The organism is Nocardia sp. NPDC005366 (assembly GCF_040606855.1).
Taxonomy (GTDB): domain Bacteria; phylum Actinomycetota; class Actinomycetes; order Mycobacteriales; family Mycobacteriaceae; genus Nocardia.
Genome location: NZ_JBEXFQ010000002.1, coordinates 93,423 through 116,525 on the forward strand (window position 1 = coordinate 93,423; position 23,103 = coordinate 116,525).

General features: G+C 67.5%; 23 protein-coding genes. 4 read left to right on the forward strand and 19 right to left on the reverse strand.

Annotation, left to right across the window (positions count from 1 at the left end; genetic code table 11):
- Complete coding sequence (gene rpsB, locus ABZS43_RS02685) at positions 1 to 855, reverse strand: 30S ribosomal protein S2 (protein ID WP_355034068.1); 855 nt, start codon at positions 853 to 855, stop codon at positions 1 to 3.
- A 382-nt stretch (positions 856 to 1,237) separates the two neighbouring features.
- On the opposite strand from rpsB, the gene ABZS43_RS02690 reads away from it, so the two are divergent.
- The 3 genes from ABZS43_RS02690 (at position 1,238) to ABZS43_RS02700 (ending at position 2,852) form a co-directional block, all read left to right on the forward strand.
- Positions 1,238 to 1,513, forward strand: a complete 276-nt coding sequence (locus ABZS43_RS02690) for a hypothetical protein (RefSeq protein ID WP_355034069.1) — start codon at positions 1,238 to 1,240, stop codon at positions 1,511 to 1,513.
- A gap of 211 nt (positions 1,514 to 1,724) precedes the next feature.
- Complete coding sequence (locus tag ABZS43_RS02695) at positions 1,725 to 2,201, forward strand: M23 family metallopeptidase (protein ID WP_355034362.1); 477 nt, start codon at positions 1,725 to 1,727, stop codon at positions 2,199 to 2,201.
- Between the two features lie 135 nt (positions 2,202 to 2,336).
- A complete protein-coding gene (locus ABZS43_RS02700) occupies positions 2,337 to 2,852 on the forward strand; it encodes a DUF1990 domain-containing protein (protein WP_355034070.1) in 516 nt (171 codons plus the stop codon).
- A gap of 27 nt (positions 2,853 to 2,879) precedes the next feature.
- Here ABZS43_RS02700 and ABZS43_RS02705 read toward each other — a convergent pair whose 3' ends face one another.
- The 17 genes from ABZS43_RS02705 to ABZS43_RS02785 all read right to left on the reverse strand — a co-directional run bounded on the left by ABZS43_RS02705 (position 2,880) and on the right by ABZS43_RS02785 (position 21,385).
- On the reverse strand, positions 2,880 to 3,551 hold the full coding sequence (locus ABZS43_RS02705; protein WP_355034071.1) for a GAF domain-containing protein: 672 nt from the start codon (positions 3,549 to 3,551) through the stop codon (positions 2,880 to 2,882).
- A 113-nt stretch (positions 3,552 to 3,664) separates the two neighbouring features.
- The gene (locus tag ABZS43_RS02710; protein ID WP_355034072.1) at positions 3,665 to 5,566 is read right to left on the reverse strand and encodes an alkyl sulfatase dimerization domain-containing protein; all 1,902 of its coding nucleotides are present in this window, start codon (positions 5,564 to 5,566) and stop codon (positions 3,665 to 3,667) included.
- Between the two features lie 44 nt (positions 5,567 to 5,610).
- On the reverse strand, positions 5,611 to 5,961 hold the full coding sequence (locus ABZS43_RS02715; protein WP_355034073.1) for a DUF202 domain-containing protein: 351 nt from the start codon (positions 5,959 to 5,961) through the stop codon (positions 5,611 to 5,613).
- Positions 5,958 to 6,323, reverse strand: coding sequence for a DUF202 domain-containing protein (locus ABZS43_RS02720; RefSeq protein ID WP_355034074.1), 366 nt, complete (start codon positions 6,321 to 6,323; stop codon positions 5,958 to 5,960). Before ABZS43_RS02720 ends, ABZS43_RS02715 begins: the two co-directional genes overlap by 4 nt.
- Positions 6,324 to 6,718: 395 nt before the next feature.
- Positions 6,719 to 7,447 (reverse strand): acetoacetate decarboxylase family protein, encoded by a 729-nt coding sequence (locus ABZS43_RS02725; protein ID WP_355034075.1) that lies wholly within the window; start codon positions 7,445 to 7,447, stop codon positions 6,719 to 6,721.
- An 81-nt stretch (positions 7,448 to 7,528) separates the two neighbouring features.
- Positions 7,529 to 8,452, reverse strand: a complete 924-nt coding sequence (locus ABZS43_RS02730; RefSeq protein WP_355034076.1) for a tyrosine recombinase XerC — start codon at positions 8,450 to 8,452, stop codon at positions 7,529 to 7,531.
- Between the two features lie 149 nt (positions 8,453 to 8,601).
- Complete coding sequence (gene dprA / locus ABZS43_RS02735) at positions 8,602 to 9,753, reverse strand: DNA-processing protein DprA (protein WP_355034077.1); 1,152 nt, start codon at positions 9,751 to 9,753, stop codon at positions 8,602 to 8,604.
- 164 nt (positions 9,754 to 9,917) lie between these two features.
- A complete protein-coding gene (locus ABZS43_RS02740; protein ID WP_355034078.1) occupies positions 9,918 to 11,426 on the reverse strand; it encodes a YifB family Mg chelatase-like AAA ATPase in 1,509 nt (502 codons plus the stop codon).
- The gene (locus ABZS43_RS02745) at positions 11,426 to 11,782 is read right to left on the reverse strand and encodes a YraN family protein (protein WP_355034079.1); all 357 of its coding nucleotides are present in this window, start codon (positions 11,780 to 11,782) and stop codon (positions 11,426 to 11,428) included. Before ABZS43_RS02745 ends, ABZS43_RS02740 begins: the two co-directional genes overlap by 1 nt.
- Before the next feature lie 145 nt (positions 11,783 to 11,927).
- Positions 11,928 to 12,233, reverse strand: a complete 306-nt coding sequence (locus tag ABZS43_RS02750; protein ID WP_011210678.1) for a DUF2469 domain-containing protein — start codon at positions 12,231 to 12,233, stop codon at positions 11,928 to 11,930.
- A gap of 124 nt (positions 12,234 to 12,357) precedes the next feature.
- Positions 12,358 to 13,110: a ribonuclease HII gene (locus ABZS43_RS02755; RefSeq protein ID WP_355034363.1), complete on the reverse strand. Its 753-nt coding sequence runs from the start codon at positions 13,108 to 13,110 to the stop codon at positions 12,358 to 12,360.
- Between the two features lie 51 nt (positions 13,111 to 13,161).
- A complete protein-coding gene (gene lepB, locus ABZS43_RS02760; RefSeq protein ID WP_355034080.1) occupies positions 13,162 to 13,923 on the reverse strand; it encodes a signal peptidase I in 762 nt (253 codons plus the stop codon).
- A 149-nt stretch (positions 13,924 to 14,072) separates the two neighbouring features.
- Positions 14,073 to 14,414: a 50S ribosomal protein L19 gene (gene rplS / locus ABZS43_RS02765; RefSeq protein ID WP_109529704.1), complete on the reverse strand. Its 342-nt coding sequence runs from the start codon at positions 14,412 to 14,414 to the stop codon at positions 14,073 to 14,075.
- Between the two features lie 174 nt (positions 14,415 to 14,588).
- Complete coding sequence (locus ABZS43_RS02770) at positions 14,589 to 15,452, reverse strand: hypothetical protein (RefSeq protein WP_355034081.1); 864 nt, start codon at positions 15,450 to 15,452, stop codon at positions 14,589 to 14,591.
- 33 nt (positions 15,453 to 15,485) lie between these two features.
- Positions 15,486 to 17,924, reverse strand: a complete 2,439-nt coding sequence (locus ABZS43_RS02775; RefSeq protein ID WP_355034364.1) for a Tex family protein — start codon at positions 17,922 to 17,924, stop codon at positions 15,486 to 15,488.
- 114 nt (positions 17,925 to 18,038) lie between these two features.
- Positions 18,039 to 19,691, reverse strand: a complete 1,653-nt coding sequence (locus tag ABZS43_RS02780; protein WP_355034082.1) for an AMP-binding protein — start codon at positions 19,689 to 19,691, stop codon at positions 18,039 to 18,041.
- Positions 19,688 to 21,385 (reverse strand): AMP-binding protein, encoded by a 1,698-nt coding sequence (locus ABZS43_RS02785; protein WP_355034083.1) that lies wholly within the window; start codon positions 21,383 to 21,385, stop codon positions 19,688 to 19,690. Before ABZS43_RS02785 ends, ABZS43_RS02780 begins: the two co-directional genes overlap by 4 nt.
- 120 nt (positions 21,386 to 21,505) lie before the next feature.
- On the opposite strand from ABZS43_RS02785, the gene ABZS43_RS02790 reads away from it, so the two are divergent.
- Complete coding sequence (locus ABZS43_RS02790; protein WP_355034084.1) at positions 21,506 to 22,351, forward strand: LuxR C-terminal-related transcriptional regulator; 846 nt, start codon at positions 21,506 to 21,508, stop codon at positions 22,349 to 22,351.
- A 40-nt stretch (positions 22,352 to 22,391) separates the two neighbouring features.
- Here the strand turns inward: ABZS43_RS02790 and trmD are convergent, their stop codons facing one another.
- Positions 22,392 to 23,084: a tRNA (guanosine(37)-N1)-methyltransferase TrmD gene (trmD, locus tag ABZS43_RS02795; protein ID WP_355034085.1), complete on the reverse strand. Its 693-nt coding sequence runs from the start codon at positions 23,082 to 23,084 to the stop codon at positions 22,392 to 22,394.
- Positions 23,085 to 23,103: the final 19 nt, after the last annotated feature.

A 23,103-nucleotide genomic window follows, 5' to 3' on the forward strand; every position in this document is an offset into this window, starting at 1 on the left:
TCAGGCCTCGGCCGGGGTCTCGACCGGAGCGGCCTCGGCGGCCGGCGCGGCCTCCTCGGCGGGAGCGGCCTCGGCGGCGGGGGCGGCCTGCGCGAGCAGCTCCTGCTCCCATTCGGCCAGGGGCTCGCCCGCACCGGCTTCCGGCTTGTCGTCGCTCGAGGAACCGCCCGCACGCGCCTGCACGCCCTCGGCCACCGCGGAGGCGACGACCTTGGTCAGCAGAGCGGCGGAACGGATCGCGTCGTCGTTACCCGGGATCGGGTAGTCGACCAGGTCGGGGTCGCAGTTGGTGTCCAGGATCGCGATCACCGGGATGTTCAGCTTGCGCGCCTCGCCGACGGCGATGTGCTCCTTGTTGGTGTCGACGACCCAGATGGCCGAGGGCACCTTGGCCATATCGCGGATACCGCCGAGGGTGCGCTCCAGCTTGTTCATCTCACGCGTGAGCATGAGGATTTCCTTCTTGGTGCGACCCTCGAAACCACCGGTCTGCTCCATCGCCTCGAGCTCCTTGAGGCGCTGCAGACGCTTGTGCACGGTGGAGAAGTTGGTGAGCATGCCACCCAGCCAGCGCTGGTTGACGTAGGGCATCCCGACCCGAGTCGCCTCGGCCGCGATCGACTCCTGGGCCTGCTTCTTGGTGCCGACGAAGAGCACGGTGCCACCGTGGGCGACGGTCTCCTTGACGAACTCGTAGGCCTTATCGATGTAGGTCAGCGTCTGCTGCAGGTCGATGATGTAGATGCCGTTGCGGTCGGTGAAGATGAACCGCTTCATCTTCGGGTTCCACCGACGGGTCTGGTGTCCGAAATGCGCGCCGCTGTCGAGCAGCTGCTTCATTGTTACGACAGCCATGGCTCTCGTATCTCTCTTTCCTTGCCGGTTGACGCAGCGAATCGGCGATCCACTGCCCTGGCGCCTCCGAATCACCGGACCCGACCACAAAGATCAGGACCAGCCGGCGATTCCCTGCTCCGCACGTGCACTGCCGCGAACGATCTCGAATTGAGGTCCGGTTCGAACAGCGACGTCACGAACAAGCACGGGTGGCGCGCGAAGTCGGTCCGTGCCAGCACAGACCGCTCGACCAGTCTACGGCGCGCGGACCCCATGACCTAAATCGGCCGCACGACGATGCCCCGAACAGGCGAAATGTGCTGTATTCACAGTTCGGAAAGTTGTCCACATTCGACCATGCGTGGCCTCGGAGAGCCGTCCCCTGGCCGAGGCTGGAGGCATGAATCGCATATCGGTTTCGCTGGCCGTCATCGTCGCGGCGGCATTCGCGTCATCCCTGGTTCCGGCATATCCGGCACTCGCGGATCCACCCGCGCCGAAGGCTGTCGCAGCGGCGTGCACGGGTTCGGCGTGTCTGCCGAGCGGGTGGCTGCGGTCGGCTCCCTGCCGCATTCGCGTCATGCGCCTGCCCGTGGGGCCGGTCCACGTTCTGCCGCCCCCGTTTCCCGCCCCGCCGGTCGTCGCCGTGCCAGTCCCGTGGTGCACGCTCCGGTGACGGCCGGGCCACGCCGTCGCCGTACATGCCGGAGCCGGTCGCCGTGTCGAGATCGTCAGCGTCGCCATCGTCCGCTGTGGGATCCACCTGCGCGGGGACGGCGAACGACAGCGGCCACGGTGACGCGCCCGCTGTCGCGCGTCGCGGGCGCTCGGTGATCGTGGCGAAGGTTCCGCGGCCGATCGGCATCCTCGTCGGGATCGCGGTCGCGCTGTCGCCGCAGGCGGGACCCCCGGCCTCGGCGGTACCCGCCGGTGGATTCGACTGGCCGCTGCGCCCGCGGCCGATGATCGAGCGACGCTTCGACAGACCGGCGCAGGATTGGCTGCCGGGGCATCGCGGCGTGGATCTGGCGGGCAGGCCGGGCCAGGACGTGCTTGCGGCCGGGGCCGGGATCGTGGTGTTCGCCGGAGAGGTCGCGGGGAGGCCGGTGGTGTCGATCGACCACCCGGGTGGGCTGCGAACGACGTATGAGCCGGTACAGGCGAAGGTTTCGGTCGGCAGCCGGGTCGGGCGCGGTGCGCGGATCGGAGAGTTGGCGGCCGGGCACGAGGGGTGCGCGGCGGCCGCGTGCCTGCACTGGGGTCTGCGCAGGGAGGCGGGTACGCGGGCTCGTCGCGAATACCTCGATCCCCTTGCGCTGCTGCACTTGTCGCCGTTGCGACTGAAGCCGATCGGTGAGCGGTGAGGCCGTTCGGATATTTCTTCGGCACTGCCGCGCGGAGGGCGGCGCCATCGATCGGAAACCGCGTCCGTCGACAGCACTCACGCGCAGACGCTGCGCACGGTTCCGTCCCGCGCCCGATAGCGCGAGGATCGGGATATGCGCAACGAATCGGGCGACGTGCTCACCTACTCCGAGATCGGCGCCACGGCTGGCTCACTGCCACCGGGGTATCACTGCTTCACCCTGCGGCGCCGGATCGGTTCCGGACGTGCGCTCTTCGAGCAGGCGGGCGTGGCGATCCTGGCGTTCGTGATGCAGAAGGGCACCGGAATCTTCGATGAATCGAGCACGCCGACAGCCGAGGTGGGGACCGTGCTGACGGTGCGACTCGGCGTCGGCCGACTGGCGATCACCGCACCCTGCAAGGTGGTGTACCTGCTGGAGGAGGCGGACCGGCGCGGCTTCGCCTACGGCACGCTGACCGGGCATCCCGAGATCGGTGAGGAACTGTTCGCGGTGGAATACGACGCGACCGATGACGCCGTGTACGGCCTGATCACCGCCTTTTCCCGGCCGGGAGCCTGGTACACGCGGATCGGCGGTCCCGTCGTCCGGTTGATCCAGCGGTACATGGCGGGCAGGTATATCGCCGCGCTGCCCACCTCGGCCTGAGGAGCAATCGGGATCGATCCCGCCCGATCAGCGAACGTCGTCGGCGGTGAGGCGAATCCGGTGGTCGACTACCTGCTCGGCCAACTCCGCGAGGAACATTCCGCGTCGCAATCCCTCTGCGCGCAGCCGGGCGTAGGCGTCCGCTGTCGACCCCTGGCGTTGCGCTATCACCGTTGCCGCCGCGTGATGGATGAGGGTGCTGGTCGGCGGAGGGGCGGTATTGGCCGAAACCAGGTGTGCGGCGATGAGATTCGCGATGTGCTGCGCTTCCGCGAGAGTGGACGACGACCACGTGCCGGGAGCGTCGAGGTAGAGATCCAAGGTGCCGAGTCGGATGGCGCCCGAGCACAGCGGCACCGCCACCAGCGCACCCGAGGCCGATTCCCTCCGCAACAGCGCGGCGAACGCGGGCCACCCGTCGCATCCGGTGCCGAGATCCGCCACGGTGACGGGCATCCCCGTGGCCACGGCGTCGAACGCGGGGCCTTCGCCCGCCGTGGCCTGCGCGGCCTCGATCCGGGTGGTCCACTCGTCGCTGGCGGCCCATGGTTGCACGCCGAGATGCGGTTCATTGATCAGAATCGCGGCCCGCCGCACCGGAATCACCTGCACACAGGTATCGCAGACGGCCGACAGATCACCGCCGCCGAGGCGTAGCGCCGAGCGGATCCGCTCGGTCACGAGTTCGAAATGTGCCACGTCCATCCTAGAAATCGCCTGCGATCGATCGAATTATCGCGATCGCTCGGGAGTCGCCAGAATAGCGAAATTCGCCGTCCGCCACCTACAGATGGGCGTCGAGACGACCGCGACTACGGGGTGACGATGGCGAAATCCGGGTCGGGCGCATCGAAGACATCGATGAGATCGGCCAGCGTGACCGGATCGCCTTCGATGGCGATATCGCCCGCCGCGACGGCGACTCCGAAATCGTCACCGGCCAGCAACACCCGGATCAGGGTGTGGCGGGTCAGGGTGAAAACCGTGTCCGGATCGGGCATTTTCACGCTGTCGGGCCTGTCGTAGTGGATCAGCACCCCATTGCGCAATTCCAGTCGGTGGGTGCGGTCCTCGTCGGTGAGATGCCAGTCGGCCACGAGACGATGCCGCCAAGCCTTGGGACCGTCGACCCGCAGCGCCAACGCGTCGAAGATCTGCTCGGTGGTCAGCGCCGCCAGCACGGTCGGCGCGTTCGGCGTCGTCGGGGTGCCGAACGTGCCGTAACGCAGTTCGTAGGCGCCACTGAGATAGAAATTGCGCCAGGTGGCGTTCTCCGCGCCGTAACCCAGTTGCTCGAAAGTGCTGGCCTGCAATTCCTTCGCGGCGGTATTGCCGGGATCGGCGAAGATGACGTAATTGACCACCTGCGCCACCCAGCGGTAGTCACCCGCCGCGTAGGACACGCGCGCCTTGCGGAGTACTTCGTCGGCGCCACCCATGAACTCCACATGCCGCTGGGCGGATTCGACCGGCGGATATTCCCACAGGTGGGCCGGATTGCCGTCGAACCAGCCCATATACCGCTGGTAGATCGCCTTCACATTGTGGCTCACCGAACCGTAGTAGCCCCGGGCATGCCAGGCGCTGTCGATCGCGGGCGGCAGGGCGAACCGCTCGGCGATCTCGGCGCCGACACAGCCCTGATTCAACAGTCGCACCGTCTGATCGTGCAGATATCCGTAGAGATCTCGTTGCAGTGCGAGGTATTCCACGAGTCGGTCGGTGCCCCAGGTCGGCCAATGGTGCGAAGCGAAAACCACGTCGGCCTCGCGGGCGAACAGGTTGATGGATTCGGTCAGATATTTGGCCCAGATATGCGGATCACGTACCAGCGCACCGCGTAGCGTCAGCAGATTGTGCAGGGTGTGGGTGGCGTTCTCGGCCATGCACAGCGCTCGATGATCGGGCAAGTAGAAATTCATCTCCGCGGGCGCCTCGGTTCCCGGGGTGACCTGGAAGACGATGGGCACCCCGTCGACGATTTCCCGCTGACCGGTCTCGGTGATGTCGACAGTGGGTGGAATCAGGGTGACGGTGCCGAGCGAGGTGGTCTGTCCGAGACCGGCGCCGACCTGACCGAGTGGTCCGCGCGGCAGCACCGCGCCGTACATATAGGCGGCGCGCCTGGCCATCGCGGTCCCGGCGTATACATTCTCGGCCACCGCGTGTTCCAGGAAACCCGCGGGCGCGAGTACCGGGCAGCGGCCTGCGACGACATCCGCTTCGGTGGTGACGCCGAGCGCGCCACCGAAATGGTCCACGTGCGAATGGGTGTAGACGAGCCCGGTCACCGGCCGGTCGCCGCGATGTGCGCGGTACAGCGCGAGTCCGGCGGCGGCGGTCTCGGCGGAGATGAGCGGGTCGATGACGACGACACCCGAATCGCCTTCGACCAGGGTCATATTCGACAGGTCGAGTCCGCGGATCTGGTAGATCCCCCCGGTGACCTCGAACAGACCTTGTTCGAGGACAAGCCCGGACTGCCGCCACAGTCCTGGATGCACCGAGGAGGGGCAGGGTCGGCGCAGGAATTCATAGGAGTCGTTGTCCCACACCACGGTTCCGTCGGACATGGTGACGACGCCGGGGTCGAGAGCGGCGATGAAACCCCGGCGCGCGTCGGCCGAATCCGTCTCGTCGGCGAAGGGCAGAGCTCCGGCGGCGCGACGCTGCGCGGCCGCGATGATGGCGCTCGGTTCGGTCGCTGTGCTCATATCCATCCTCCTGTGCTCTGCCGAATCAACCGTCGCGCCGCTCATCACGGCGCCGGATCCACGAATCCCAGACCGGCGGCGATCGCGGCGACCAGGACCACCGCCACCGTGGTCATGACGATCGCGCCGCGTTCACCGTCGCGCCTGCCCGCGTGCAGACTGTGGTTGCGTGCCAGGCACAGCGCCGCCAGCGCGAGCATGGCGCCCGCGGCGGCCAGTGGCGCGGTGCCGGTCGCACGCCAGTCGTCGACCGCCGCGTGGTTCAGGAACAGGACCGCGACCACCATCGAGGAGATGGCGGTGCGCCGCCAGGCCAGGGCGGTGCGCTCGGACGCCTTTCCCGCGTCGGGGTCGGCACCCGGCCGTGCCGCGCCCTGTTCGCCCGTCTCGTTCATCGCAACAGCACCGCCACACATGCCAGCACCGACACGATGGTGATGCCCGCCGAAAGGATCGGCACCAGCAGGGTGGCGGGCAGCGGCAGGCCACGCCGCATCGCCGCGCGAACCCGCCGCCAGTGCGCGTAGGCCCCGATGGCGACGATGACCGCGAGCGCGAGACAGCTCATCGCGATCGCCCGGCGGATACCCGACCGCTGGAAGGGCTCGACGAGGGTGTGCACGGCGACTCCACCCGCGAGCAGCCCGAGCGAGGTCCGCATCCAGGCCAGGAAGGTTCGTTCGTTGGCGAGGGTGAAGCGGTAGTCGATCTCCTCCTCATCGTCCTCCGACTCTTCCGCCGGGCTGGGCAATGTCACATCGGCTCGATTCCGGTCGCCGGGTGCGACAGGAAGTCGCGGCATTCGATGTTGTCCGGAAAATAGCTATCTATCGCGGAAACCCTCCTCGAAGGGCTGCGGCACGGACCGCGATCAACGCGGGTCTCCCCCGACCGCCCCACCGTCCGGCTCTGGAATTCATGCGGCCCAGAGGGTTGCACCGCAGGGCGCAGCCGATCCTCCGGGCTCATGGACGCCTCTCCATACCTGGTCGGTTTTCGTACCGAAGCAAACACACCGCTACGCCAGCCTAACCCCGAGAAAGGAGACCGTCCACGCACTACGCCGTCCGCTGCCCGGGGAACACGCCGTCGCGGCCCGTGTTCGAGAAACCATCGGTCACAGCCGAATACCTCGCGCGTCCGCCGGTCCGGTTATACGGGCACGGCGTCCTGGAATGTCATGGTGAGACGGTCGACCGTCGAGGTCATAGGCGCGCGAGTGGGAAGTCCGAGGCCGGCCAGTTCTCCTGCCATCGGATGGTTGCCGAGTTTCAGTTCCACCCCGCCCATGCGGGCACGCATTCCGGTCGGTTCCATATCCCACTGCGTGCACCGAGTGACACCGTCGATGTGGGAGTAGGCGTCGAAGGACGTCCCCGCACCACGCGCGGGAGCCGACAGGCCCGGCTTCACCGCCAAGTCGACGATGAGATCACCGCCCTGACGCAGGATTCCCCGCCGGACCTTGCCCGCGTAGTCCACGTCGAAATCGGCGAGTTCCTTCGGGAACCCCCAGATTCCGCGACCGGCGGCCAGGGTGAAGTCGCCGTCGACCGGCAACCGGTGGATGAACACCCCTGCCTCACCGGCCGCGAGGGCGCGGACGTCGGCGAGACCACCGACCTCGTCGGCGGTGTGGTGACGAACCATGAAAGACACGCCGAATTCGTTGTAGGGACCGAGATCGCCGTCGATGTACTCGACGAAGACCAGTGTGCACAGCGCACGATCCCGCGGCACCCGCAGGACGTGCAGACCCGAATAATCGATGAGTCGTTGCGCCGCGTCGGCCGGAACCCGGTAGGACGCCATGAAGGCGCGTGCGTGCCGGATCCGCACCGGCGTCTGGACCTGCTGACCGAGAACGGTATGCGTGCTCATCCGGATGGATCCTCCCAAAATTAGAACTTGTTACAGAATATGAGTTCCGCTCGCCTGTCACACCCCTTTCGGGCGCAACGATCAGGCGCGCGGATGGGCCTGATCGTGCACCTTCTTCAATCGTTCGATGGAGACGTGGGTATAGAGCTGGGTAGTGGCCATACTGGAATGGCCGAGCAACTCCTGCACCACACGCAGATCCGCGCCGCCCTCGAGCAAATGGGTGGCCGCACTGTGCCGCAAACCGTGCGGGCCCATATCCGGCGCACCCGGAATCGCGGAAACGACTTCGTGCACAACACTTCTGGCCTGGCGTTGGTCGAGCCGGCGTCCACGCCTGCCGAGTAACAGCGCACGACCGGACTCGGGGACGGCGAACGAAGGTCTGCCGAAACGCAGCCACCCTTCGATCGCCTCGTCGGCGGGCCCGCCGAACGGCACCGATCGCTCCTTGTTCCCCTTGCCCAGAACGCGCACCAGACGCCGCTCACGGTCGATATCCTCGATATCGAGCCCGCACAATTCCCCGACCCTGACCCCCGTGGCATACAGCAACTCCACGATCAGCCGGTCCCGCAAAGCCATCGGATCACGCTGGGCCGCGCCGGACTGCGCCGCGTCCATCGCCCCCACGGCTTGCCGCTGCCCCAATACGGCGGGAAGCACGCGGTGCGATGTGGGCGAGCCGAGACGCAGCCCCGGATCGAGCGGGAGCCGACCTGTCGTCGTCAGCCATGCGGTGAACGTCCGCGCCGACGACGCGCGACGCGCCATCGTCGTGCGCGCCGCGCCCCGGGCCGACTGTGCCGCCAGCCACGAGCGCAGCAGCGCCAGATCCAGTTCCCCGATCGCCGAATCCGCCGATTGCGCGTAGAGGTGGGCCAGCAGCGAGCGCGCGTCCCCGACGTAGGCCCGCACGGTATGCGCCGACCTGTTGCGCCCGAGCCGCAGATGCCGCGCGTACTCCTGCGCCAACGCACTCAAATCTTCCGGTAACTCCTCCACCCCACCACCGTCGCCCCACACCAGACCCTTGGCAAGTCCCCGCGCCGCGCGAGCACTCCGAACGCTGAGCCGGTAGTCGATCCCGAGGCAGCGTCCTCGCCGCATCTCCCGTCGAGGTCGATCGAACCGCCTGTACTACTCGCCCGTCGCTACCGGGTAGCACGACCGGATGTGATTCGGTGCCACCCGTTCTCACCGACTCCGACCAGCCCGAACAGTTCCAGTTCGGTCAGGGCGGCACGGACCTCGGGTAGCGGGAGACCGGATTGCGCGGCGAGAGCGGCGGGCAGACGAGCGCCGACTCCGGGCAGGGCCGCGTAGACGGTGGCGCGGATGCCGGTCAACGCCTCGGCCTGGCCGGTGACCGTTGGCGGGGAACCGGGGATGGACAGCCGCAGCGGTCCCGCTTCATCGATCACCTCGCATGCCTGGGTGACCAGTAGCGCCTCGCCGTCGCGAATCATGCGGTGGCAACCGACCGAAGCCGCCGAGGTCACCGGTCCCGGCGTCGCCAGGGCCGGACGGCCCATGCGGCGTGCCCACTTCACGGTGTTGCGCGCACCGCTGCGCAATCCGGCTTCCACCACGAGCACCCCGTCGGACAGGGCCGCGATGACCCGGTTCCTGGCGAGGAATTGGTGTTTGCGGGCGACGGTTCCCGGCGGATATTCGCTGACCACCAATCCCACGTCGGCGATTTCGGCCAACAGCCGGTCGTGCTGCGCTGGATACGGTCGGTCCACCCCGCAGGCCAGTACCGCGATGGTCACCCCGCCCACCGCCAGCGCCGCACGGTGCGCCATCGCGTCTATTCCGAACGCCGCGCCCGAGACGATCGTCCAGCCCCGCGCGGCGAGATCACCGGCGATCTCACCCGTGACCCGATCCCCGTACCCGGTGCTGCAGCGCGCGCCGACGACGGCGAGCGCCCGCTCGGTGGACTCGAGTAGTGATCGCGACCCACGCACCCACAGCACCAGCGGAACCGCGCCGTCCTGATCACGACCGGCCTCCAACTGCGCCAACCCCAGCATCCGCCAGGCGGGCCATTCCGGATCGTCCGGCGTCACCACCCGCCCGCCGATCCGCCGCATCGTTTCCAGATCCCCTGCCGCGCAGTAACTGTCACGGCGCTGTTCGGTCGGTCCGCGCAACGACTCAGGAAGTGCGCGTTCCCGCACCGCCCGCGCCGCCTCCACCACCCCCACCGATTCGATCAACGCCGACAACGCCGCGCACGGCCCCTGCACCACCCGCGACAGATATACCCAGGCGAGCCGCCGTTCATCGGCCTCAGACACGTCCGGATCGACTGTCCGCGTCCCACCGCACGGCGCGAGGGCGAGAGAATCGGCGGCGACCGTCTCGCGCGCGAGGTCATCTGTCCCGACCGCGGTCGACCCGACAGCCCCGCCCGGGTGATATTCGAGGTCGCTCGTCCGTTCACCGCCGGATCCGGCGGCGCTCATTGCGCGTCCCGCTGACGGAAGTTGAGCGCCAACAACACATCTCGGGCGGCGGGCACGTCGGCGCCACGAAGATCGCAGATGGTCCAGGCGACGCGGAGAGCGCGGTCCGCTCCACGGGCCGACATTCTGCCGACTCGCAGGGCGGCTTCGACCGGTGCGATCGCCTCCCTTGGCAGCGGAAATTTCTGGCGCAACGCGTGCCCGGGAACTTCGGCGTTGGTGGTCCAGCCGTGATCGCGCCAGCGTTCGGCGGCGGCTCGGCGCGCCGCGGTCACCCTGTCGCGCACGACCGCGCTGCTCTCGGATACCTCGCCGTCGAACGCACCCCCGGCCCCGCCGTGCATCCGCACCCGGATATCGATGCGATCCATCAGGGGGCCGGAAAGCTTGCCAAGGTAACGACGGCGGGCCAGCGGCGCGCAGACGCAATCGACGTCTCGGGCGGGCGCGCACGGGCACGGATTCGCCGCGAGAACGAGTTGAAATCGGGCGGGGTAGCGGGCCACGCCGTCGCGGCGCGCGATGCGAACCTCCCCCTCCTCCAACGGGGTACGCAACGCCTCGAGCACCTTGGCGCCCAATTCGGCACATTCGTCGAGGAAGAGCACGCCTCGGTGGGCTCGGCTCACCGCGCCGGGGCGCGCCGAGCCCGAGCCGCCGCCCACCATCGCGACGGCCGACGTGGAGTGGTGCGGTGCGACGAAAGGCGGTGCGGTGATCAGCGGACGGTCGCCGGACAATGCGCCCGCCATCGAATGGATGGCCGTCACCTCCAGCGACTCGGATTCGGTCAGCGGCGGCAATAGCCCCGGAAGACGTTGCGCCAGCATGGTTTTGCCGATTCCGGGCGGACCGGTCAGCAGAAGGTGGTGTCCGCCAGCGGCGGCGACCTCCAGCGCCCACCGCGCCTCCTCCTGTCCGGTCACCTCGCTCAGGTCACCGCCGCACGCGGGCGTATCGGGCACGGTTCCCTCCGGTTCGAGCAGCGCGCCCGCACCACGCAGCCATCGGATGACGGCGCGCAGATCGGTCGCGCCGAGTACCTCGATCCCGTCGACGAGTCCGGCCTCCGCCAGTGCCGTCGCGGGCACGACAACCGTCGACCATCCCGCGTTGCGCGCCGCGATCACGGCGGGCAGAATGCCGCGGACGCGCCGGACCCGGCCGTCGAGAGCCAGTTCGCCGAGCAGAACGGTTTTCGACAGTCGCTCGGGTGGCACCGAACCCGCCGCGTCGAGTACCGAGACCGCGAGCGCCACGTCATAGACGCTGCCTACTTTCGGTAGCGTGGCGGGCGAGAGGGCGAGTACCACCCGGCCGTCCGGCCACTTCTCCCCCGAGTTCGCCACCGCCGCACGCACCCTGTTCCGGGATTCCTGGAGCGCCGTATCTGGCAGCCCCACCAGATTCACCGACGGCAGGCCCTGCCCGATATCGGCTTCGATCTCGACCAGCTGCCCGTCGACCCCGGTCACCGCCACCGAGTGGGCCCGGCCGAGCGCCATCAGAACACCCCAGCGAGGTGTTCGATGACGGGCCGGTAGCCGCGGCGCAGCAACACCCCGATGACGTCGAACCGGATGTGCCGCCACGGGCCCTCCTGCTCGACCAACCAGGTCAAGGCCAGCCTGCGGATGCGCTGCTGTTTGGTGAACGTGACGGATTCGGCGGGTGTCCCGTAGCCGAGGCCGGTGCGGGTCTTCACCTCGACGAAGGCGGTGACCTCGCAATCGCGTGCGATCAGATCCAGCTCGCCGTACCGGCAACGCCAGTTCCGCTCGATGATCTGCATACCGGCGGCCTCCAGGAACTGTGCCGCCAGCTCTTCTCCTTGCGCGCCGAGCGCCTGTTTATCTGCCACCCGCACAGCGTGGCGGACGACCGCCTCGAGTCATGGGGGCCGACCAGGCAGAACAGCCGCCCTGTGGACAACCGCCGCGCTGTGGACAACTGCCGCGCTGTGGACAATTCCGAGCCGCGACCGGGCGAGGGCCGCTAGCGCGCACTCACTCCGGCAGCCGCAGGTCCGGCTTCTCCAACTCTTCGATATTGACGTCTTTGAAGGTGATCACCCGGACGTGTTTGACGAAGCGAGCCGGGCGGTACATATCCCATACCCACGCGTCACTCATGCGCACTTCGAAGTACACCTCGCCATCGGCGTTCTGCGGCCGCAGTTCGACGGAATTGGCCAGGTAGAAGCGGCGCTCGGTCTCCACCACGTACGAGAACTGACCGACGATGTCCTTGTACTCGCGGTACAGGGACAGCTCCATCTCGGTTTCGTACTTCTCGAGGTCCTCGGCACTCATCGGGTGGGACGTCCTCCTTCTCGCCGCACTGCGTTCGATGTGCGGTGTTCGCGGGGCCCTTCGTGGTTACGCACGCTGCTGCCTCCGGGCCCTTCCACTCACGCCGCTGCGTCGCATGCGCATATCATCTCGCATGTGCGGCGTCGGTAGCCACTCGGCTACCCTCGAAGCCATCGGCGAGCACCGCGTCGGCCTCGGCGACGGTGGCGTCCAGCGGCCCCAACCCCATCGTCTCCCTCACGTTTCGCCATGATCTGCGGTGTTCGCTACTGGGTCCGAGCCGGTGCAGCGCCGTGGTGTGATCGGGCGTGTTGTAACCCTTGTGGGCGGCGAAACCGTATCCGGGCAGGCGTCGGTCCAGTTCGACCATCATCCGGTCTCTGGTGACCTTCGCCAGGATGCTGGCCGCCGCGATACAGGCCGACGCCGCGTCGCCACCGATGACCGGCAGCGACGGCACCGGGATACCCGGAACCCTGAAGCCGTCGGTGAGCACGTACCCGGGGGTGTGCCGCAGACCGGCGACGGCACGGCGCATGCCCTCGATATTCGCGACGTGGATTCCGATCGAGTCGATCTCCCACGCCGGAATCACGACGATCTCGTAGGCCAGCGCCAACCGAGTGATGACAGGGAACAGCTCCTCGCGGGTCGCCTCGGTGAGTTTCTTGGAGTCGTCGAGCCCGGACAGTTTGTCGTATGCCTTGGGCGCCAGCAGGCAGGCCGCCACCACCAGCGGCCCCGCGCACGGCCCGCGTCCGGCCTCGTCGACGCCTGCGACCGGACCCAGGCCGCTACGAATCAACGCCGCTTCCAAGGTGCGCAACCCGCCCGCACGACGCATCACGACACGCGGCGGCCACCCCGCGCTCGGCATCTCAGCCACTCGACCTTGCCCCACCATTCGATTATCCCGCTGCCGCACCGGTCAATTCGTCTGGGGATCCTCGGACTTGATCGGCCCGATCCGGCTCGGCGGCCAGATCTTGAACACCGCCTTGCCGCGGACATTGTCGATCGGCACCGTGCCCTGCAATTCGTCGCCGACGTGCGCGCGGGAATCGGCGGACTGGTCGCGGTTGTCACCCATGACCCACAGGTTGCCCTCGGGCACCTTCACGGGTCCGAAGACACGGCCCGCCGGGTAACCGGCGTTCTGCTGACCGGTGATCCACTTGTAGTCATTGGCGACGTACGGCTCGTCCAGCGGCTTGCCGTCGACCATGACTCGGCCCTCGGCGTCGCAGCACTGCACCGTCTGCCCGCCGACCGCGATCACGCGCTTGACGAGATCGTTCTCGTCCGGCGGCACCAGGCCGAAGAAGGAGAAGAAGTTCTGCACACCGCGCACCGCCGCGTTATCGGAGCGGATCGACTGGTAGCGGGTGTTCCATGAGGGTGGTCCGACGAAGACGACGACATCGCCGGGTTCGGGATCGCTCCAGTAGGAGCTCAGCTTCTGCACGTAGATGCGGTCGCCGGTGCAACCGGTGCAGCCGTGCAGGGTCGGCTCCATCGACTGGGAGGGAATCACATAGGGCCGACCGACGAAACTGACCATCAGCGCGGCGATCACGGCCGCGATGACAATGAGGATCGGCAACTCCTGCCAGAACGGACGTTGCTTCTTCGTCTTCCCCTGACGCCGCCTGCGCCCGGTCCCCTCGTCGTCCGATCCGGACAATCTCACCGACCCACTTTCGTCTGCCACGCCGAACAGAGTAGCCCGGCACCATGACCATTCGTCCGGTGCCGGGCTACGAAAATCTTTCGCGGCGCGCAGGTATGGCCGCAGGCGGTCGGCAAGATCGGACCGCCCCGTGTGTCAAGGAGCGAAGCTCAGCGCTTTTCCTTGATCTTGGCGGCCTTGCCGCGCAGGTCACGCAGGTAGTACAGCTTGGCCCGGCGGACGTCGCCGCGGGTCACGACCTCGATGTGGTCGATATTGGGGGTGTGCACCGGGAAGGTGCGCTCCACACCGACACCGAACGACACCTTGCGAACGGTGAAGGTCTCGCGGATGCCACCGCCCTGGCGTCGGATGACGACGCCCTTGAAGACCTGGATGCGCTCCTTCGAGCCTTCGATGACCTTCACGTGCACATTGAGAGTGTCGCCCGGCCGGAAGTCGGGGACGTCGCTGCGCAGCGACTGCTCGTCGACGAAGTCAAGGGTGTTCATGTCCATCCTTATGTGATGTGTGCGCGAACAGAGGACCCTGGCGGCACCTGCGTGCTCGACCGGTTCGTGCTCCGAATTAAGAGGTGCTCCCGGGGTCGACATGCACCCAGGGCAACCTGTGCATTGTGCCAGACCGGGGACACGCGGGAGAAATCGGCCCCGTCGCCACCGTGTTCACTGATCGGACCTGCGTTCCCACGGTAGGTGGTGCGGATGCGGGGACGGCGGCGCGGGCACCACTTTCCTGGCCAGTTCCGCCTCGGCCGCGACACGCACATGTTCGACATCCGGTTTACCCGCGATCAGATCCTGGATGAAGATCTTGGCCCTGATGACCGGCCTGCGATACCGGCGTTCCCTGACGATGGCGCGATACATCATGCGGCGTCGATCGGCGTAGCGCCAGCGGGCCCACGGCGCGCCGGGACGACTCAGCCGAAATGCCCCGACCAGTAGCAGCGGTGGGAAGAACATGCCGAACAAGCCCGTCCAGATCTTGCCCTTGGCGATCACGATGGCCGCGAGCATCAGGTTGAACACCGCGAAGAGGCTGACCACGGCGCGTGCCTCGGTGCCCATGGAACTGCGGAAATCGTTGATCTCGAGCAGCGACAGCGGGTGGAATCCGAGCAGCAGCAGTCCCGTCACCGCGAGTGCGACGAAAACCGCGTCGACCGAGGTGCGTCCCTGTTCCTCCCAGTAGACGTCGCGCAGGTAGTAGATCAGTGCGAATTCATCGAGGACGAGTGCGGCGCCGATGCCGAAGGCCGCCGCCAGCAATCCGGCGGTGAGGTTGTCGGCGCTGTCGAAGACCGCGATCATCCCCAGACCGGAGCCGAGTACGAGGACGACGCCGAACACCATGTGGTGGATGTGCACCGTGCCCGCACTCAGATTGCCCGGCCACCAGCGCACCTGTTTCCGGATCAGCCGCACGCTGAGCCGGATGAACAGGAATCCGACGATGAATCCGAACAGGAAGCACAGCAGCGGTAGGCGGCCTCGGTCGATGATGTCTTCTTCGAGCCACCGGTGCATGGCCGCCTGATTCCTCCGCTCGCGGTCGCGCGCCTACTGACCGAAACCGGCCCGGCGCAGGGCGTCGGCCATGGAACCGGTCGGCGCGGGCGCGTTGCGCCGCTGATTACCTTGGTTACGGCCCTGGCCCTGCCCCTGGGTGCGGCCATGGCCCTGTTGCGCCTTACCCTGACCGCCCTGCCGCTGCCGGTTGTCCTGACCGCCCTGCTGTCCGCGTGGCCCCTGGCCGCGCCCGCCCTGGCTTCGATTGCCGCCACCCCGTTCGGGCTTGGCCGCCGTGCCCGGCTCGTCGTCCAGCCGCAACGACAGTCCGATGCGCTGGCGCGCGACATCCACCTCGAGCACTTTGACCTTGACCACATCGCCGGTGTTGACAACCTCGCGCGGATCCTTGACGAAGTTGTGCGACATGGCCGAGACGTGCACGAGGCCGTCCTGGTGCACGCCGACGTCGACGAAGGCGCCGAAGGCGGCCACATTGGTGACCACGCCCTCGAGCACCATGCCCGGCTCCAGATCGGCGACCTTCTCCACGCCCGCCGCGAATTCGGCGGTCTTGAACTCGGGGCGGGGGTCACGACCCGGCTTCTCGAGTTCGGAGATGATGTCGGTGACGGTGGGGACACCGAAGGTCTCGTCGGTGAATTCGGCGGGCCGCAGGGCGCGCAGGGCAGAGGTATTGCCGATCAGCTCGGTGATCGGACTCCCCGTCTTCTCCAGAATGCGCCGCACCACCGGATACGCCTCGGGGTGGACCGCGGAGGTGTCGAGGGGGTCTTCGCCGCCGCGGATCCGCAGGAAGCCCGCGCACTGTTCGAATGCCTTCGGACCCAGTCGCGGCACGTCGAGCAGCGCGGTGCGGCTGCGGAACGGACCGTTCTTGTCCCGGTGCGCGACAATACTTTCCGCGACCGATCCGGCGACGCCGGAGACGCGGGAGAGCAGCGGCACCGAGGCGGTGTTGACGTCGACGCCGACCGCGTTCACCGCGTCCTCGACCACCGCGCCGAGGGAGCGCGCCAACAGCGTCTCCGAGACGTCGTGCTGGTACTGCCCGACGCCGATGGATTTCGGGTCGATCTTCACCAGTTCGGCCAGCGGATCCTGGAGCCTGCGGGCGATGGAGACCGCGCCGCGCAGCGAGACATCCATATCCGGCAGTTCCTGCGAGGCGTAGGCGGAGGCGGAGTACACCGAGGCGCCCGCCTCCGAGACCACGACCTTGGTCGGCTTGTTCTCCGGGATGCGCGAGATGAGTTCGGCGGCGAGGGCATCGGTTTCGCGCGAGGCGGTGCCGTTGCCGATAGCGATGAGTTCGACGTTGAAACGCGCGACGAGGGCCGCGAGGACGGCGAGTGATTTCTCCGTCTGCCCCTGTGGTTTGTGCGGGTAGATGACCTCGGTGGCGACCGCTTTGCCGGTGGCGTCGACGACGGCGACCTTGACGCCGGTGCGGTAACCAGGATCGAGGCCCATCGTGGTGCGGGTGCCCGCGGGCGCGGCGAGCAGCAGATCACGCAGATTGGCGGCGAAGACGTCGACGGCATCCTTCTCGGCGGCCTGTCGCAACCGCATCCGCGTGTCGATGCCGAGACTCACCTGAAGTTTGGTTCGCCACGCCCAGCGCACCGTATCGAGCAGCCAGCCGTCGGCGGGGCGACCCCGGTCGGCGATATCGAAGCGAACCGCGATGCGGCCTTCGTAGACCGTGCGCGCACCGGGTTCGAGTTCCTCGGTATCGGGATCGAGTTGCAGAGAGAGCACCCCTTCCTTCTCCCCGCGCAGCAGCGCGAGAATTCGGTGCGAGGGCAATTTTACGAACGGCTCGCTGAATTCGAAGTAATCGGCGAATTTCGCGCCCGCTTCCTCCTTGCCCGCGCGCACCGACGAGACGACCTGTCCGCGGTTCCACATCAATTCGCGCAGTTCACCGACCAGATCGGCGTCCTCGGCGAACCGTTCGACCAGGATCGCGCGGGCGCCGTCGAGTTGTTCGGCGCTGTACTGGGCCGGATCGGTGGCCGGGTCGTTGATCAACGCGTCGGCCACCGGCTCGTGGCCGGCCTCACGGGCGATCTGGGCCTTGGTGCGCCGCTTGGGCTTGTACGGCAGGTAGATGTCCTCGAGGCGGGCCTTGGTCTCGGCCGTCATCAGCTGCCCGAGCAGCGCGTCGTCGAGTTTGCCCTGGCCTCTGATGGATTCGATGATGGCGCCGCGCCGCTCGTCGAGTTCGCGCAGATAGTGCAGGCGTTCGTCGAGCTGACGGAGTTGGGCGTCGTCGAGTCCTTCGGTGACTTCCTTGCGGTATCGCGCGATGAAGGGCACGGTCGAACCGGCGTCGAGCAACTCGACGGCGGCTCTGACCTGACTCTCGCGGACGCCGAGTTCCTCGGCGATGCGCCTGCCGACGCTGGCCAGAGGTGCGGGCGCGGCGGCGGCAGATGCGGCGGCCGGTGTGTCGGTGTTCGTCATTGAACTGGCGGCGGTCTCGGGCGCTGTCGTCACGCCGCAGACACTACCGCTGTCCGCTGACACGCGACCCACGCCAGGGGTGCAGTGGGGGGCCGCGCGCCCGTCCGGCGCGCCCTATCCCGCCGTCGACCCGCCGGAATCGGCGAGGATACGCAGCGCGATCTCCCGCATATCTGCCTTGCGGACCTTACCGGTGACCGTCATCGGGAAGTCGTCCACGACATGCACGTAGCGTGGAATCTTGTAATGCGCCAGTTTGCCCGCGCAGAAGGATTTCACGGCGTGGGCGTCCACCGGCGTCGCGCCTTCGCGCATCCGGATCCAGACCATCAGCTCCTCGCCGTATTTCGCATCGGGAACCCCGATGACCTGGGCGTCGAGAATATCCGGGTGGGCGTAGAGGAATTCCTCGATCTCGCGCGGATAGATGTTCTCGCCACCGCGGATGACCATGTCCTTGATCCGGCCGGTGATCGCGAGGTAGCCGTCGTCGTCCATCACGCCGATATCGCCGGTGTGCATCCAGCGGGCGGCATCGATGGCTTCGGCTGTCTTGTCGGGCTGGTCCCAGTAGCCGAGCATGACCGAATACCCGCGGGTGCACAGTTCGCCGGGTTCGCCGCGCGGCACCGTCGAACCCGTTGCCGGATCGATGATCTTGACCTCGAGATGCGGTCCGACCCGGCCGACGGTCGCGGTGCGGCGGTCGATGCTGTCGTCGCGGCGGGTCTGGGTGGAGACGGGGCTCGTTTCCGTCATCCCGTAACAGATGCAGACCTCGGCCATCCCCAGCCGATCGATGACCCGCTTCATCACCTCGACGGGGCACGGCGACCCGGCCATGATGCCGGTCCGCAGACTCGACAGGTCCGGCGCGTCCCGGTCGGGTCGTGAATCCAGTTCCGCGAGAACGGCGATGAACATGGTCGGTACCCCATAGAGCGAGGTGCACCGGTGCGCCTCGACCGCGGCCAGCGTCGCCGCGGGATCGAAGCCGGGCGCCGGAATCACCACCGCCGCACCGTGGGTGGTGACGGCCAGATTGCCCATGACCATTCCGAAGCAGTGATAGAAAGGCACCGGCACGCACACCCGGTCCTGTTCGGTGTATCCGCACAACTCGCCGACGAAATACCCGTTGTTCAGGATGTTGTGATGACTGAGCGTGGCCCCCTTCGGGAAACCGGTTGTGCCCGAGGTGTATTGGATATTGATCGGATCGTCCATCGACAGTGTCGAGCCGATCGCGACCAGGCGCCGCGTGTCGATCTCGGTGCGCGTGATCGCCTCCCATTCGGGGGACCCGAGGATCAGCACCTGTTCCAGGCCGGGACAATTCGGGCGCACCCGCGCGATCATCTCGGCGTAATTCGACGACTTGAACTCCCGCGCGGCGATCAGCATGCGCGTGCCCGCCTGGCGCAGGACGTATTCGAGTTCGCTGGTCCGATAGGCCGGATTGATGGTGACCAGGATCGCGCCGATCTTCGCCGTCGCGTACTGGACGAAGAACCATTCCGCGCAGTTCGGCGCCCAGATGCCGACCCGATCGCCCTTGCCGATTCCGAGGCCGACCAGACCTGTCGCCACCGCGTCGATAGCGGCGGCGAGTTCACGGTAGGTCCAGCGTCGGTCCGAGGGACTGTCCACCAGCGCCTCCCGGTCGGGATGCGCGGCCACCGTGCGATCGAGGTTCGCGCCGATGGTGTCGCCGAGCAGTGGGGCGTCCGAGATTCCGGACGAGTAGCTAGGAAGTCCCGACATCATTTCGCCTCCTGCCGACGGAGCACGAAACGCTGCACCTTGCCGCTCGGCGTCTTCGGCAGACTTTCCACGAAATGCACGCGACGCGGATAGGCGTGCGCCGCGAATCTCTCCTTCACCAGCGTGCGCAGTTCGGCGGCGAGTTCACCGCTGCCGTCGGAACCGTCGCGCAGCACCACGAATGCCTCGAGCACCTCGCCGCGCAATTCGTCCGGCATGCCGACGACCGCGGCCTCGGCGACCTGTTCGTGTAGGACGAGCACGCTTTCCACCTCGAAGGGGCCGATACGGTAACCGGCCATGATGATGACGTCGTCGTCGCGGGAGGAGAACCGGAAGAAACCGGCCGCGTCGCGCGATCCGGCGTCACCGGTCAGATACCAGCGACCGTCCGCGGTGTAGCGCTGCGCGGTGCGCTCGGGGGCATCGAGGTAGCCGAGGAACCACATCAACGGACTAGCGGTCGTATCGATGGCCACCCTGCCCATTTCGCCGGGCGCCGCCTCGACGTCGGCGTCCTCGGCGAGAACCGCGCAAGTCCAGCCCGGCAGTTGCCTGCCCATCGAACCGAGCGGAACCGCGGCACTGAGTTCGTCGTGCCAGGCGTTGCAGATGACCATGCCGTGTTCGGTCTGCCCGTAGTGATCGCGCACCGCCACACCGAGTTCGCGCGCCGACCAGGAGACCACCTCGGGCGTCAGCGGCTCGCCCGCCGACGAGGCACGCCGTAGCGAAAGGCCCTCCGGCACCGGCGTGGCGTCCGCGCGCAACGCGCGATAGACGGTGGGCGCCGCGGCGAAATTGGTGACGCCGAACCGCTCGAGTACCTGCCAGGTCAGCGGAGCCGAGAAACTCGTGTGCAGCACCAGGGAACGCATGCCGGAGGCGAGCGGGCCGAGGATCGCGTAGTACAGCCCGTAGGCCCATCCCGGATCGGCGGCATTCCAGAACACGTCGTCGGGGCGGACGTCCAGGGCGAATTCCTGGTAGGCGTGGAACGAAGCCAAGGCGCGCACCGGAATCGGCACCCCCTTCGGTGTGCCGGTGGTGCCACTGGTGAACAACTGCACCAGCAGACCGTCGCCGCCGACCGCGACAGGGGTCGCCAGGGGATCATCGGCGGAGTACGCGGCGAGAAGATCGTCGAAGGACAGGACCGCGCGATCCGTACGCGGAGCCTCACTGCGCTGTACCGAGGCCGCGATGGCGGCCGACGCGGCGTCGACTCCCTTCCGTTCGCCCGCGATCACGAGCCGCCATGGCGCGTCGGCGGGGATGTCGTCGCCCGCACACAATTTGGTGGCTTGGTCGGCGTCGGCGATGACGAGGACGGTATGACTCGCGGTCAGGCGCAGCCCGATGGCGGGTGGAGCGAAGGCGGTGAACAGGGGGACATGGACGGCGCCGCGACGCCAGATGCCGAGCAGCGCCACGAGCAGGTCGGCGGATTTCGACATCAAGGTGGCGACCCGGTCACCGGGGCCGATACCGAGAGCGGCCAGCGCGGCGGCGAATCGCGACGACAGTTCGCGTAGTTCGCCGTAGGTGAGATCGGTGGAGGTGAGATCGGCCTCGACGATGGTGAAGGCCACCTCGTCGGCCGGATGCCGATCGCACAGCAGCCGGGCCGCGCACGCGTCGGGGCCGTCGTAGGTGTCCAACAGATCGTGTACCCGCTGCGTCAGGTCGGTGCTCATCTCGTCTCCTCATCCATGATCCACGCCGCGATGACCGATCGGTGATCCAGGCCACCGGCGTCTGCAATAGGATGTGGGTCACACCCTCTTCGCCACTACCCCCGAAAAGGGGTGAGTCTGATGACCCCCTCCCTGCTGCGTCCACGTGACGGTGACGCCCTGCGGTCCGAGATCCGCTGGGTCGCGGCCAAGGCCGGGGTGCCGGTGGTCTTCGGCGGCGAGGTGCACGAGGACACGCTGCTGCTGACGGAATTCGTCGGCACCGTGACCAACGGTCTGCGCGGGCTTCCGGTATTGCGTGCCTCGGGCCTCGGCGGTCGTGTCATGGATACGCGTCGTCCCGCCTCGGTGGCCGACTATCGCAGCGCCGCGACCATCACCCACCACTACGACGTCCCGGTCTCGGGTGAGGGGATCCGTTCGGTCCTCGCGGTGCCGGTCGTGGTGGACAGCCGTTCGCGCGCCATCCTCTACGCCGCCACGCGCGGCGGCGCACCGCTGGGCGACCGCACCACCGATTTCCTGATGCAGGCCGGACGTCGTCTCGCCACCGAGATCACCGTCCGCGACGAGGTGGACCGCAGGCTGCGCCTGCTCCGATCGGCTCCCCCCGCGCTCGATACCGCCCCCGCCGTCGTCGAGGAATTACGCGACCTGCACGCCGAATTGCGCGAATTGGCCCGCACCGCCTCCGACGAACTTCGGACTCACCTGCACGATGTCTGCGAACGCATGGCCCGCACCCTCAACGGCGACCCGTCCTCGGACGCGCCCCGCCTGTCCGGCCGTGAAATCGACGTCCTCGCCCAGGTCGCCCTCGGCTGCACCAATAGGGAAACCGCCCAACGCCTCTGTCTCGGCCCGGAGACGGTCAAGAGTTACCTGCGCAGCGCGATGGCGAAACTCGACGCCCACTCCCGCCACGAAGCCGTCGTCCGCGCCCGGCGCCACGGTCTTCTTCCCTGACATCGGGCGTCGTCGGTGCGGCCGATCGCTCGCACCCGGCTCAACTCTGCGTGGCGTCGGGCAGGAGGTCGGGACGTCGGTCGCGGGTGCGCGCGAGGGACTGTTCGTGACGCCACGCGGCGACCTTGGCGTGGTCGCCGGAGAGCAGGACGGGGGGCACTTCGAGACCGCGCCAGGTGACGGGGCGAGTGTAGCTCGGGCCCTCGAGAAGTCCGTCGGAGAACGAATCCTCTTGGTGTGACTGCTGATTGCCGAGTACGCCGGGGATCAAGCGGACGAAGGCCTCGGTCATCACCAGGACGGCGGCCTCGCCGCCGATGAGAACGTAATCCCCGATACTGACCTCCTCGACGCGGACACGACGGGCGGCGTCGTCGAAGACGCGCTGATCGATTCCCTCGTATCGACCGCAGGCGAAGACGAGATGTTCCTCGCCCGCCCAGCGCTGCGCGGTGGCCTGGGTGAACGGCACCCCCGCCGGGGTCGGCACGACCAGTAGCGCGTCGTCGGGGCACACCTCATCGAGGGCGTCGCCCCATACGGTCGGTTTCATGACCATGCCGGGCCCGCCGCCGTAGGGCGAATCGTCGACAGATTTGTGCACATCATGCGTCCACCGACGCAGATCGTGGACCTCGACCGAGATCAGGCCCTTATCGATGGCCTTGCCGAGCAGCGCGGTGCGCAGCGGCTCCAGATATTCCGGAAAGATCGTGACGACATCGATCTTCATCGACCCTCCTGGTCTCCAC

What these genes read in the sequence shown, in the direction of transcription:
- rpsB (WP_355034068.1), bottom strand. Translation starts at nt 855, where the DNA reads ATGGCTGTCGTAACAATGAAGCAGCTGCTCGACAGCGGCGCGCATTTC.
- ABZS43_RS02690 (WP_355034069.1), top strand. Translation starts at nt 1,238, where the DNA reads ATGAATCGCATATCGGTTTCGCTGGCCGTCATCGTCGCGGCGGCATTC.
- ABZS43_RS02700 (WP_355034070.1), top strand. Translation starts at nt 2,337, where the DNA reads ATGCGCAACGAATCGGGCGACGTGCTCACCTACTCCGAGATCGGCGCC.
- ABZS43_RS02710 (WP_355034072.1), bottom strand. Translation starts at nt 5,566, where the DNA reads ATGAGCACAGCGACCGAACCGAGCGCCATCATCGCGGCCGCGCAGCGT.
- ABZS43_RS02715 (WP_355034073.1), bottom strand. Translation starts at nt 5,961, where the DNA reads ATGAACGAGACGGGCGAACAGGGCGCGGCACGGCCGGGTGCCGACCCC.
- ABZS43_RS02725 (WP_355034075.1), bottom strand. Translation starts at nt 7,447, where the DNA reads ATGAGCACGCATACCGTTCTCGGTCAGCAGGTCCAGACGCCGGTGCGG.
- ABZS43_RS02740 (WP_355034078.1), bottom strand. Translation starts at nt 11,426, where the DNA reads ATGGCGCTCGGCCGGGCCCACTCGGTGGCGGTGACCGGGGTCGACGGG.
- ABZS43_RS02750 (WP_011210678.1), bottom strand. Translation starts at nt 12,233, where the DNA reads ATGAGTGCCGAGGACCTCGAGAAGTACGAAACCGAGATGGAGCTGTCC.
- ABZS43_RS02755 (WP_355034363.1), bottom strand. Translation starts at nt 13,110, where the DNA reads ATGCCGAGCGCGGGGTGGCCGCCGCGTGTCGTGATGCGTCGTGCGGGC.
- rplS (WP_109529704.1), bottom strand. Translation starts at nt 14,414, where the DNA reads ATGAACACCCTTGACTTCGTCGACGAGCAGTCGCTGCGCAGCGACGTC.
- ABZS43_RS02770 (WP_355034081.1), bottom strand. Translation starts at nt 15,452, where the DNA reads ATGCACCGGTGGCTCGAAGAAGACATCATCGACCGAGGCCGCCTACCG.
- ABZS43_RS02775 (WP_355034364.1), bottom strand. Translation starts at nt 17,924, where the DNA reads ATGACGAACACCGACACACCGGCCGCCGCATCTGCCGCCGCCGCGCCC.
- ABZS43_RS02780 (WP_355034082.1), bottom strand. Translation starts at nt 19,691, where the DNA reads ATGATGTCGGGACTTCCTAGCTACTCGTCCGGAATCTCGGACGCCCCA.
- ABZS43_RS02785 (WP_355034083.1), bottom strand. Translation starts at nt 21,385, where the DNA reads ATGAGCACCGACCTGACGCAGCGGGTACACGATCTGTTGGACACCTAC.
- ABZS43_RS02790 (WP_355034084.1), top strand. Translation starts at nt 21,506, where the DNA reads ATGACCCCCTCCCTGCTGCGTCCACGTGACGGTGACGCCCTGCGGTCC.
- trmD (WP_355034085.1), bottom strand. Translation starts at nt 23,084, where the DNA reads ATGAAGATCGATGTCGTCACGATCTTTCCGGAATATCTGGAGCCGCTG.